At 26.8% G+C, this 12,156-nt stretch carries 10 protein-coding genes; 6 read left to right on the top strand and 4 right to left on the bottom strand.

Annotated elements, in window-relative coordinates:
• Window positions 1-324 precede the first annotated feature (324 nt).
• A complete protein-coding gene (gene recJ / locus BMUR_RS06740) occupies window positions 325-2,484 on the bottom strand; it encodes a single-stranded-DNA-specific exonuclease RecJ (protein ID WP_013113851.1) in 2,160 nt (719 codons plus the stop codon).
• A gap of 139 nt (window positions 2,485-2,623) precedes the next feature.
• On the opposite strand from recJ, the gene BMUR_RS06745 reads away from it, so the two are divergent.
• The 3 genes from BMUR_RS06745 to BMUR_RS06755 all read left to right on the top strand — a co-directional run bounded on the left by BMUR_RS06745 (window position 2,624) and on the right by BMUR_RS06755 (window position 4,896).
• Window positions 2,624-3,799 (top strand): tetratricopeptide repeat protein, encoded by a 1,176-nt coding sequence (locus tag BMUR_RS06745; protein ID WP_013113852.1) that lies wholly within the window; start codon window positions 2,624-2,626, stop codon window positions 3,797-3,799.
• 320 nt (window positions 3,800-4,119) lie between these two features.
• The gene (locus BMUR_RS06750) at window positions 4,120-4,299 is read left to right on the top strand and encodes a hypothetical protein (protein ID WP_013113853.1); all 180 of its coding nucleotides are present in this window, start codon (window positions 4,120-4,122) and stop codon (window positions 4,297-4,299) included.
• Window positions 4,300-4,425: 126 nt separating this feature from the next.
• Entirely contained in the window at window positions 4,426-4,896 is a 471-nt protein-coding gene (locus BMUR_RS06755; protein WP_013113854.1) for a PepSY-like domain-containing protein, read from the top strand.
• On the opposite strand, the gene BMUR_RS06760 is transcribed toward BMUR_RS06755, so the two are convergent.
• Window positions 4,897-5,895 carry a tetratricopeptide repeat protein gene (locus BMUR_RS06760; RefSeq protein WP_013113855.1) on the bottom strand — a complete coding sequence of 333 codons (999 nt, stop codon included), beginning with the start codon at window positions 5,893-5,895 and terminating at the stop codon, window positions 4,897-4,899.
• 200 nt (window positions 5,896-6,095) lie between these two features.
• On the opposite strand from BMUR_RS06760, the gene BMUR_RS06765 reads away from it, so the two are divergent.
• From BMUR_RS06765 to BMUR_RS06775, 3 genes are all read left to right on the top strand, one after another.
• The gene (locus BMUR_RS06765) at window positions 6,096-7,436 is read left to right on the top strand and encodes a CoA-disulfide reductase (RefSeq protein ID WP_013113856.1); all 1,341 of its coding nucleotides are present in this window, start codon (window positions 6,096-6,098) and stop codon (window positions 7,434-7,436) included.
• A 615-nt stretch (window positions 7,437-8,051) separates the two neighbouring features.
• A complete protein-coding gene (locus BMUR_RS06770) occupies window positions 8,052-9,266 on the top strand; it encodes an ankyrin repeat domain-containing protein (protein WP_013113857.1) in 1,215 nt (404 codons plus the stop codon).
• A 443-nt stretch (window positions 9,267-9,709) separates the two neighbouring features.
• Window positions 9,710-10,747 (top strand): ankyrin repeat domain-containing protein, encoded by a 1,038-nt coding sequence (locus BMUR_RS06775; protein WP_013113858.1) that lies wholly within the window; start codon window positions 9,710-9,712, stop codon window positions 10,745-10,747.
• A gap of 406 nt (window positions 10,748-11,153) precedes the next feature.
• Here BMUR_RS06775 and BMUR_RS06780 read toward each other — a convergent pair whose 3' ends face one another.
• Both BMUR_RS06780 and BMUR_RS06785 read right to left on the bottom strand, forming a co-directional pair.
• Window positions 11,154-11,444: a nucleotidyltransferase domain-containing protein gene (locus tag BMUR_RS06780; protein WP_013113859.1), complete on the bottom strand. Its 291-nt coding sequence runs from the start codon at window positions 11,442-11,444 to the stop codon at window positions 11,154-11,156.
• Between the two features lie 13 nt (window positions 11,445-11,457).
• Entirely contained in the window at window positions 11,458-11,877 is a 420-nt protein-coding gene (locus BMUR_RS06785; protein ID WP_013113860.1) for a nucleotidyltransferase substrate binding protein, read from the bottom strand.
• Window positions 11,878-12,156: the final 279 nt, after the last annotated feature.

Consider the following 12,156-nt stretch of genomic DNA (forward strand, 5'->3'; position numbering starts at 1 on the left):
TTTAAAAAAGAATAAAAAATCTACTGCCTATATCTTCGGTATTATACCAAATTGCTTAATAATTTTTTAGCTATATATTATGTAAATTATTAGGCGTTTATAATTAAAAATTGTAAATATGACTAAATTTTAAATAATTAAAAAATATATAAACTTTATTTTATAAAGGCTTTATTTAAATAATTTTGAGAAATATATCGCATACACTTTATTAAAGCACATCTCATATAAGGAATATAATTTTTTATCAGACATATAAAGACTGCATTAAAAACTAATACTGCATTCAAAAAATATAAAAATTAAAAAATTACTTCAGTATAATCAAAATACCTTATAGTTTTCTATATATATTCTTGCATCTTCGCTGTTTGCATATCTATTGACTTTGAGTTTATAAATAATGTCTATATAATTAGAGTTTAATAATTTCAAAACCTCTTCTTCGCTGCTGTTCCAAATAATAGCATTTATCTTTTTATCCGACTGTAACAATTCTAATCTTAAATGCAGTTTATTATTTTTCTGCATTTTCTTTATGTCATTTACTTTTACATTTTTAGAGATGAAAATAGGCTCTTCATTTCCAGAACCATAAGGCTCAAAAAGCTCTAAATCTTTAGCTAATTTCAAATCTATACTATTAAAATCAAGCTCCAAATCAAATACATCATTATCTTTTTCAGTATTAAAGTTTTGATTAGCAGCATATTTAATAATCTTACTTTGAAACTTATCAAAATTGTCAGATGATAAAGTAAATCCTGCAGCATTTTTATGTCCGCCGAATTTAGTTAAATACACACTAGCAGCCTCAAGCAAATCTCTGGCATTATCATCGCCCCTGCTTCTTATACTTCCTACACAAGTACCGTCATCGCTTTCATGCATTATAACAGCAGTTTTTCCGTATTCGCTTAATACCTTTCCGGCAATAAGTCCTGTTAAACCTTGTTCTATCTTTTTGCTTCTTACTATTATTATAGGAAGTTTTAAACAGCTGTTATTTTTTATATACTCATTAACTATATTGAAGTTTGATTCTGTGAGAGATTTTCTCGTTTCATTCATGCTGTATACTGTTTCTGCCAAACTTACAGCCTCCTCCCTAAGCTCGCATGTAAGAAGTTTTAATGCAGTCTCGGCACTTCCCATTCTTCCAGCAGCATTGATAAAAGGTGCTATTCTCCAGCTTATAACCTGAGTGTCTACTTTTGTATTTAATAAATTAATCTTCTCAAGCATAACATTATATCTTATATGACTTGGCTTTTCTAATTCTTTTAAAGCACATTTTACATATACTCTATTTTCTTCTATGAGAGGCACTACATCAGCAACAGTTCCAAACAGTACAAGTATTGATTTTTTTCGTATATAATTCTGAAGATTTTTCTGGCTTATATAAAACATACGCCTGAATATTTCTGTTTTGATAATTAAATCTCTGTATTCTATATTGTCATATTTATATATATTAATATTAAGTGCCAAAGCAAAATCATCTAAAGTTTTTGTTGTCTTTATATTAACATTTCCGTACTTAGCACCAAGCTGAAGCAGATCATAAACGCTGTCATATTCCGGAAGATATATTTCATATTTTTCATATAAAGCTATAAGCCTTTTTAATCTGTCCTCTCCTCCAGTAAGCACTAATACTGTACCGTCGCCTTCAAACATATAACTTGCAAGTTCTTCAAGCACTTCTTCTTCTGTAATAAGCTCATCATAATAATCTATATACATAGACTTATAACTGTTTTCTCCTGCAAGTTCAAAACCAAACACCTCATCGCTTGGAACAAAGTTTACCGACTTTAATGCCCTTATTCTTTTTAATGTATTTGTCTGTTTATTTATTTCATAATCAAGTACAATTATATCTTTATTATATAGTTTAGTATATGAAAAAACAAAAGCCTGCATGAGTTTAAAAGCTACAGCACAACCAGAAAAATTTTTAGAAACAAAACCAGTATTTGATATTTTAGGATTAAATAAAGCATAAGCATTAGGCATTATCTCTGGAATATCATGATGATCTGTTACTATGATATCAATAGAAAGATCGCGTGCAAACTCCACTTCTTCTACATTCGATATACCGCAGTCAACTGTAATAATAAGGCTCACACCTGAATTGGCATACTCCTCTATAACCATTTTTGAAAGCCCGTATCCTGTTTCATGATTAGGAACGAATGCCTCAACATTTTTTGTAACCATCTTTAATGTATTATATATTATAGAAGCTGCAGTTACTCCGTCAGCATCTTTATCGCCGTATACTAATATCTTTTCGTTACTCTCTATAGCCTCTTTTAATCTTGCTACAAATACATTAACATCTTTTATACTAAAAGGGTTTGAGAGTGAATATATATCCTGAAAGAAAAAATCAAATATATCCTCTTTAGAAGTTATACCTCTTAAATTTAATAGTTCTTTCATTATAGGATGCAAATTATCTATGTTTATCATATATATTATTTTTCGCTTAAATTAATAAATATTGTCTGATAGTATATTTTATTTATAATAATCTTTCAAGTACTATTTACAAGGTTTGATTATCAAGATATAATAAAAATATACGATACTGTTAATAGGATTTTTATTTATGAGTGATAAGGATGTAAGTGTATTTCTAAAAAATGCATATAATGCTTTTAATGATAAAGATTATAAAACTGCTATAGACTATTTCTCTGAGGCCATTAAACTAGACCCCAATTCTGCAGAAACATACTATAATAGAGGAAATGCCAAAGCAAATTTAGATGATAAAAAGTTATATAAAAGTGCAATAGAAGATTATTCTTGGGCTATAAATCTTAATGATAAATTTGCAGCCGCCTACTATAACAGAGGCATCTTAAACAGAAGTTTTGGAAACAATAAAGAAGCTATTGAAGATTTTGATAAGGCTATAGAACTTAACTATAATCTTGAAGAAGCCTATTATGTAAGAGGAAATACAAAAGCAAGCCTAAAAGACTATAAAGGCTCTATTGAAGATTATAATAAAGCTGTAGAAGTTTATCCTCATTTCTCTGACGCCTATTATAATATGGCTTTATCACATAATGCTATAGGAAACTATAAAGAAGCTATAAAAGCATATGATAAGGCCATAGAGTATAATTCCCATTTTGCTGATGCCTACAATAACAGAGGAAATGTTAAAGAAAAATTGGGATACTATAATGAAGCTATAGATGATTATACAAATGCTTTGCATCTTAATAGGAATTTTATAGAGGCATATTTCAACAGAGCTAATGCCAAATTTAATATAAAAAACTATAAAGGCTCTATAGAAGATTTTGACGAAATAATAAAAATTGATCCTACATATTCTAAAGCATACTATAATAGAGGAATAGTAAAAACTTCTATGGAAGAATATAAAGATGCTATTGAAGATTTTGATAAGGTTATAGAGCTTGAGCCTAAGTTTCCAGATGCATACTATAATAAAGCAGTTGCTATTAATCATTTGGGTATATATGATGAAGCGGTTGAGTTTTATGATAAGGCTATTGAACTTAATCCCAATTATGCAGAAAGCTACTGCAACAGGGCTATATCAAAATCCAAAATGGCATACATTAGAAAAGATAAAGTAAGCACTGATGAATATAATAAATTAATACAGGAAGCTGAAAATGATTTTGAAAAGGCATACGGCTTGGCTAATGATAATATAAAAGATATAATAAAAGATGGAATAAAAAAATTGGCAGACCTTAATATGGAAGCTGCTGAAAATTTCTGTAAGAAAAATAATATATAATTGTTTTAATCTATTTTATTTCATTGTTTAAAAAAAATAATAATAAAATCTATTATAAAAAATATTAGTATTATATTCATGCACAATACATTCAGAAAAGTCTTGAAAAATAAATTTACATTTTTATATAAATTTTTAAAAAAAATTTATATCTGCCTAAAAATTTTTGTTATTATTATAATATACTAATAAGATAATTAAAAATAAAAAAAATAACTTATTTTTATTATAAATGATATAAAAACAAAATTAATGTATACATTATCAATATATAATATCACAAAAAATCAGAATATATTAATTCAAAAGGAGGAAATACTATGACAAAAAATAATATAATAGCAGAAAATACCATAGAAAAAGAAGAAAATAACAATCATTATAATGACGCATTAATACCAGATGATGCTTTAATATTAAATGATGAAAAAGAATACAAATCATTAATTGATGAGTATAATGATATTATAAAAGAAGGAGAAATGATAGACATCCTTTAATAATTAATCATACAAATACAAAAATAATGACTGCATACTATATGGTTTTCAGTCATTATTTTTTTGTATAAAAAATAAAAAAATTATTAATATAAAGATAATAAAATACGAAATACTATAATAGTTATGAAATATATAAAAAATATTTTTATTACAGGCATCTTTCTTTTAATATGCACTATCTTTTTGTATTCTCAGTCTTTAACAGAAAACTCTCTCCCGCTTAAAGCAAGAAACTTTATTAATTTAAACTTTCCCGGAAATAATATAGAAACAGTATCGTTGTATCAAAGCGGCGGAGGTTATGAAACATATATAGATTTCGGGTATCATTTCATATTTTATCATACAGGATTATGGAAAAAAATTACTGCTGTAACAGATGAAGCTAAAAGAAAAGGAATACCAAGAAGCTCTATACATAAATCTATGGTTAATGTTATAGACAGCGAATATCCTTCATCAAAAATTACTGATATAGAGAGAAAAGATAAAGTATTTATAATAGTATTAGATGATAAATATCAATTAGAAATAAGCGGATACGGCATTATAATCAATACAACAGTTCTTGATGATAATGATACACAAGAGTAATCAGCCTTTAAGCGTTTTATATTTATTAAATGCTATTATAGAATTTTCAGTATCACCTAATGCATTGTAGGCACTTGAAAGAGACATATATATTTCTATATTACTTTCATCTAATTTGGCACATTCTTCAAGCATATTAACGGCATTATCATAAAGTCCGGCAGAATAATATGATAATCCTAAATAGTAGTATGATGAAGAATAAGTGTTATTTTTTTCTATGGAATTATTTAAATACTCTATAGCATTAATATAGTCTTTTATATTATAAAAAGATACTCCTATATAATAATAAAGCAGATAATCGTTATTCTCTATATTAAGAGCATTATTAAAATAAATTAAAGCATTTGAAAAATCATCAAGCATAAAAAAGCAAAGACCAGCATTGAAATAAGCTGAATAATTATCATTTTCTGCTTCTATTATTTTTTTCAATATTTCAGAAGCCTTTTGATAATCATATTTTTCTTTATAGCAAAGTGCTAAATAATAAAAACTATCATAATCATATTTATTAAGCTCCATAACCCTTTCAAATGCCTCAATTGCCTCATCAATTCTATTAAGATGATATAGTGCCAAACCCAAATTACGCCAATTAATATATTCTTTCGGAGATATCATAAAAGATTGGTTCAATATTTTTACAGCCTCTTCATACCTGCATATCTTTATATAGCAATGTCCAAGCCAGTTCAAACTTATATAATCCTTATTCTCAAGCTGATAAGCCTTCTTCAAATATATTATAGCTTTATGATAATTTTTTACTTTTATATATGACATACCTATAAGACGGTATAAAGAGTAATCATTATTATTGATAGTTAATGCTTTTTTAAATATTTCTATAGCTTCTATATGCCTCCCTAGCTGAGTATAAAAAATACCTAAATCTGTCATGGCTTTATAATTATTAGAATCCTGCTCTAATATATTCCTATAATAAGATATCATATCATTAACTCTATTTTCTAAATTATCTTCATTATCCATAATATATATTAATCCCTATTAAAAAATAATATATTAGTATATTCATAATTAGTTTTTTTTTCAACTTTTTAAACTTCTTTAATTACTTTAAATTTTAATAATATAATATAAAATAAGCATTAAAAATTGACAAATATAAATAAAATGAATATACTATATATGGGTATATAGATAAAAATATAATAAAGGAGTTTCTAAATATGAAAAAAATTATAATAATAGGAGGAGTAGCCGCTGGAATGAGTGCTGCTGCCAAAGCAAGAAGACTGGATAAAGAAGCAGAAATTACTGTATATGAAAAAACCGATGTAGTTTCTTGGGGAGCATGCGGAATGCCTTACTATGTAGGAGGCTTTTATGATAACCCTAATACTATGATAGCGAGAAGTGCTGAAGCTACAATAAAATCTGGAATCAATTTGAAAGTGAAACATGAAGTGTTAAAAATAGATGCAAAAAACAAAAAAGTGTTGGTTAAAGATATAGATAATAATAAAGAGTTTGAAGACAGTTATGATTCTTTACTTATAGCTACAGGGGCTAAATCAATAATACCTAATATTGAAAATATCAATATAGGCAATGTATCTACTTTAAAAGATTTTAAAGATGCTATCAACATGAGAGAGAAAATGAAAGATGAAAATATAAAAAATGTTGTAGTGTTGGGAGCTGGTTTTATAGCAGTAGAGGCAGCACATGCTTTAAAACACACAGGTAAAAATGTTACTATGATACAGCGTTCTGATAGAGTATTTGGCGGTAAATTTGATAAAGAGTTTTCTGATATGGTAATAGAACACATAAAAGAAAATATTGATTTACGTCTTAATGAAAAAGTTTTATCATTAGAAGCTGATAGTAATAATAATGTTAAAGCAGTTGTTACAGATAAAGGCAGATATGATGCTGATTATGTTGTAGTTGCTATAGGAGTAGTTCCTAATAGTGATTTGGCAAAAGATGCTGGAATAGAGCTAATGAATAACGGAGCTATACTTGTAGACAGAGAAGCTAAAACAAGTATTGACGGTATATATGCAGCAGGTGATTGTGCAAGCATATATGACAGAGTTACTGACAGTCAGACTTATGCTGCTCTTGCCACTGGTGCTAATAAACTTGGAAGAATGTCTGCTAGTAATTTGGTTGGCGGACATGAAAAGTTTGCTGGAAGTTTAACAAGTGCCTGCATACTTGCATTCGAACTTGAAGCTGCAAGAACTGGCATTACTGAGGAAGAAGCAAAAAAAAGAAATATCGACTACAAAACTGTTACTGTAAAAGATTTGGATCATACTCACTATTATCCGGGATATCAGGATTTGCATATAAAATTGATATATTTAGCAGATAGCAGAAAAATTATAGGAGGTCAGATATTAGGTAAAAGAGGGGCAGTATTAAGATGCGATGTTATAGCAGCATGCATATATGCTGGTATTCCTGTAGATGAATTGGGAATGCTTGATTTGTGCTATGCTCCGCCTTTTGCTAGAACTTGGGATTCACTTAATGTTGCAGGAAATGCTGCTAAATAATAATTAGGCATATTAACAAACATTTTAGTATACTCATTTTTTTAATATTTATTAGGGCTTGATATTAGAGTTTTTATTCTAATTCAAGCCTTAATTTTTATATTATTCGAATTTCACTCCCCGCCCTCTAAATTTTTTAAACATTATAATCTTATCTTTAAATTATTTTTATATATTTACTTCAACTGCTATTTCAGCACCCTCCCAAGCGTTTTTTATTTACAATATTTATCCAACGCACGCTTAACCAATTACTATATATCAATTTATCATTTAATTCTAATTTTATTATATATAAATGTTATATGCTGCGTGCGTAGAGTAAAGTGCAAATTTAAAAAAAGCTAGGGCGGGTGTGCTTAAAAAATATAGGATTTCATATGTAATTAAAACCTATTAAAAAAATAAAGTACCCAATCTAAAAGGGCGGGAATTTAAAGAGAAATTTGAAATTTATTTAGTTAAAGAACAATATTTTTTAGCTTTAATATATTAAAAATGGAAGAATTACTTAATTTTAATAATGTAAATAAAATTGTAACTCATTAATAGTATATTGAAAAAAAAACTTTTTATGATATACTAACAAAAACCTGATTATGGGATATATCGTTTATGAAATATTTATTAATTCTTTTTCTTTCTATTATAATATTTTCTTGCTCTAACAATAATAAAGAACAAAATAATAATACAGATAATAATATAAATAAAACAGAACAATCAAATACAGACGATAAAGATAATAAATCAAATAATTCATCAATAAATACAAATGAAACAGAAGAAACAACATATTATTCATACACAGATAAAGAAATTGTATCTTTTATAGAATCAGGAGATTTTCAAACAATCAAAAAATTAATCGAATCAAAAAGTTTAGATGTTAATTATAACTTAGGGGATAAATATTCTAAGTCAACCCCTTTAATACAAGCTATAAAATATAAGCAAACTGATATCATAAATTATTTATTAGAAAATAATGCGGATCTTAATTTAAAAGAAGAACTTACAGGCTTTACTCCTCTTATGGCAAGCTTCCATGATATTACTATAACAGAGCTTTTAATTGAAAAAGGTGCTGACATTGAAGCAAGGAATGTTGACGGAATTAATGCTTTAGTTTATGCGGTTTCTTTAAATGATGAAGAGATGGTAAAATTTTTACTTGAAAAGGGAGCTGACGCCAATACAGTATGCGAAATAGAAAATGAACATATTTATATGCCGCCTACTCCTTTAATGAATGCTGTTTATAACGGAAACACTAATATAATAAATATGTTATTGGAAAATGGTGCTGATATTAATTATACCACTGATGAAATGACTCCTTTAATTTATGCTGCTTATAAAGGAAACACTAATATAATAAATACGTTATTAGAAAATGGTGTTGATATTAATTATACCAATTATTATGGAATGACTGCTTTAATGTATGCAGCAAGTTATAATCAATTTGAAGCTGCAAAAATACTTTTAGAAAATAATGCTGATATTTCTATAACTGATGAAGATGGTGATACTGCTTTAATGAATGCTGCTAATAACGGAAACACTAATATAATAAATGTGTTATTAGAAAATGGTGCTGATATTAATCATACCAATAATTATGGAATGACTGCTTTAATGTATGCAGCAAATTCAATGTATGCAGCAAATTCTAATCAATTTGAAGCAGTAAAAATACTTTTAGAAAATAATGCTGATACTTCTATAACTGATGAAGATGGTAGGACTGCACTTGATCTGGCAAAATCAAAAGATAATAAGAAAGATAATAATGATATAGTTAAGCTTCTTGAAAAATATAATTAATACTTTTTAATATATACCTAAACAAATATATTTTGTCAATTCTAGTTTTTTAAATTTTATTATTTGTGATGGCACACAGACGTGCCGCTCTGCGTACTTCGTAACACCCCACTTCTTTTGCGACCGAAGGAAGTACTGCGACTGAAAGGAGTACCTGACGAAATCCACTGTAAGTGTAAGTATGGTATTGCCGCTGTAGCGTGCGGCTGGAAAAAGAACAACATAAAAATTGACAAACTTAAAAATTTTAAGTATAAACTAAAAAACAAATAAAGTTAATATTCAAGTATAAAACAATAAACATAAAGGGCGGGGTTTTAAAATAAATTTTCTAAGATTGAATTTCAATAAAAAATCATACCCTATAGGGCTTTAATATAAAACTTGAAAAAATACATTTTTATAATATAATAAATAAAAACTTGACTATAGGATATATTATTATGAAATATTTGTTAATTCTTTTTCTATCTACCATAATATTTTCTTGCTCTAACGATAATAATAACGATACTAACAATAATAAAGAACTAAATAATAATGCAGATAAAGTAACTATAAATTTAGATGACAGTACAGATAATAATATAACAGAACAATCAAATACAGACGATAAAGATAATAAATCAAATAATTCATCAATAAATACAGAAGAAACGGAAGAAACAGAATATTATTCATACACAGATAAAGAAATTATATCTTTTATAGAATCAGGAGATTTTCAAACAATCAAAAAATTAATTGAATCAAAAAGTTTAGATGTTAATTATAACTTAGAGATAGATGAATATTCCAAGTCAACACCTTTAATACAAGCTATAAAATATAAACAAACTGATATCATAAATTATTTATTAGAAAATAATGCAGATGTTAATTTAACTTTAGGATATTCTACTCCATTAATAGAAGCTATGTATTATGATGAAGGACTTGTTCGTAAACTTATAGATTTAGGAGCCGATGTAAATTTAACTACTGAGTCAGGATTTACTCCACTTATGGCAAGTGCAGGTCGTCATAATATTGCTATAGCAGATCTTTTAATTGAAAAAGGTGCTGATATTGAAGCAAGGGATGATGACGACATTAATGCTTTAGTTTATGCCTCAACTTATAATAATGAAGATATGGTAAAATTTTTACTTGAAAAGGGAGCTGACGCCAATACAGTATGCGAAATAAAAAATGAACATACGGATATATCTTCTACTCCTTTAATGAATGCTGCTTATAGAGGTAATACTAATATAATAAATATGTTATTAGAAAATGGTGCTGATATTAATTATACCACTGACTTTGGAATGACTGCTTTGATGATGGCTGCTAGTTTTAATCAGTTTGAAGCTGCAAAAGTACTTTTAGAAAATAATGCAGATACTTCTGTAACTGATGAATATGGACGTACTGCACTTGATTTGGCAAAAGAAGAAGATTATAAGGATATAGTTGAGCTTCTTGAAAAATATAATTAATACTTTGTAATATATACTGAAATTTTTTAAGTTTGTCATTTTTTTTGCAACTTTTTCCCGCTGCAAAAAGTGCAAGTATAAAATTAGTACTAAATCATACTATAATTGTATTACATGTAATATAAACTATTAATTTAAGCTAAAATATAATCTTTCGCAAAGCGTATCCGAACTTGTCGAGGATATAAGCTTCTTTGCAGCAATACCACAGGCACTCCATACGGTCGCAAAAGAAGTGTGGTGCTCTTCGTAAGGGTAAAGCCCCCACAAACAATAAAATTGAAAAAACTAAAATTGACAAAATATAATCGTTTAAGTATATATAAATAAACTTGATTATAGAATATATTAATGATGAAATATTTTCCTGCTATAATGATACATTATTCATCAAATATAATTAATACTATTTTTTATAAATAATTTTTCCATGATTTTTTATATCATTTATTAATTCTTGATTTTCTATATCATTATAAGAAATCACATCGAATTTCAAAAGAGTAGGAAGTTCTGATAATTCTTCTTTTAATCTTTCGCAAAATAGCAAATCAAACTTTCCTATTACAGCCAAATCTATATCCGAATTATATTTTTCTTTATCCATTGCCCTAGAACCAAACAGTATAACTTTTTCTATATTCCCATAAGAACTGCATATATTTTTTATACCTTCTTTTATCTTTTCATCAAGCATTAATATTTATCCTTTAATCATTTATTTTATCCAAAAAGAAACTATATAATTCATTAAGTATTTTTAAATAATTATTTTCTACCTTGATAATAATTTCTTTGAATTTAATAAAATCATAAGTATGCGAAAGTAAATTACGGCTTAACATCATATCAATAAAATCATCTTGATTTTTGATAATCTTTGCTGAATATGCTTCTTTAAAAATATTTCTAGGGGAAATATCTATATTGTTTAAACTTCCATTATATTCTAAATAATCTTTCAAAGTTTTCCAAGCTAATTCATAAGTATATTCAAATCTTTGAACAACACCTTCCTGTTCTAGTAATGATAAGTCATTTATTTCTTTTTCTTCAAATACACTTTTTAATAAATTAAAAGCTTTTTCAAAATTATAAAATCTCTGTTTCCAACGAATATTCTCTGACATAATATTTCCAAATAATTTTTAGCGATTAAATTATATAATTTAGTCTATATTTATCAAGTTTTAAATTTTATTTTAACTCCCACCCTCCAAGATTTATTAATATTATTTTTTGATATTAATATTATTTAGATTTAAAAGTTCAATTTATATTTGTTAGCACCCACCCAAGTGCTTTTTAAACTCATAATACTATTCAACGCACGTTTAATATATTCTTATATATAAACTAATTATAAATTCTAATCCGTATTATATATAAATATATCATGCTACGTGCGT

Source organism: Brachyspira murdochii DSM 12563, from assembly GCF_000092845.1.
In the GTDB taxonomy this organism is placed as follows: domain Bacteria; phylum Spirochaetota; class Brachyspiria; order Brachyspirales; family Brachyspiraceae; genus Brachyspira; species Brachyspira murdochii.

What these genes read in the sequence shown, in the direction of transcription:
- recJ (WP_013113851.1), bottom strand. Translation starts at nt 2,484, where the DNA reads ATGATAAACATAGATAATTTGCATCCTATAATGAAAGAACTATTAAAT.
- BMUR_RS06745 (WP_013113852.1), top strand. Translation starts at nt 2,624, where the DNA reads ATGAGTGATAAGGATGTAAGTGTATTTCTAAAAAATGCATATAATGCT.
- BMUR_RS06750 (WP_013113853.1), top strand. Translation starts at nt 4,120, where the DNA reads ATGACAAAAAATAATATAATAGCAGAAAATACCATAGAAAAAGAAGAA.
- BMUR_RS06755 (WP_013113854.1), top strand. Translation starts at nt 4,426, where the DNA reads ATGAAATATATAAAAAATATTTTTATTACAGGCATCTTTCTTTTAATA.
- BMUR_RS06760 (WP_013113855.1), bottom strand. Translation starts at nt 5,895, where the DNA reads ATGGATAATGAAGATAATTTAGAAAATAGAGTTAATGATATGATATCT.
- BMUR_RS06765 (WP_013113856.1), top strand. Translation starts at nt 6,096, where the DNA reads ATGAAAAAAATTATAATAATAGGAGGAGTAGCCGCTGGAATGAGTGCT.
- BMUR_RS06770 (WP_013113857.1), top strand. Translation starts at nt 8,052, where the DNA reads ATGAAATATTTATTAATTCTTTTTCTTTCTATTATAATATTTTCTTGC.
- BMUR_RS06775 (WP_013113858.1), top strand. Translation starts at nt 9,710, where the DNA reads ATGAAATATTTGTTAATTCTTTTTCTATCTACCATAATATTTTCTTGC.
- BMUR_RS06780 (WP_013113859.1), bottom strand. Translation starts at nt 11,444, where the DNA reads ATGCTTGATGAAAAGATAAAAGAAGGTATAAAAAATATATGCAGTTCT.
- BMUR_RS06785 (WP_013113860.1), bottom strand. Translation starts at nt 11,877, where the DNA reads ATGTCAGAGAATATTCGTTGGAAACAGAGATTTTATAATTTTGAAAAA.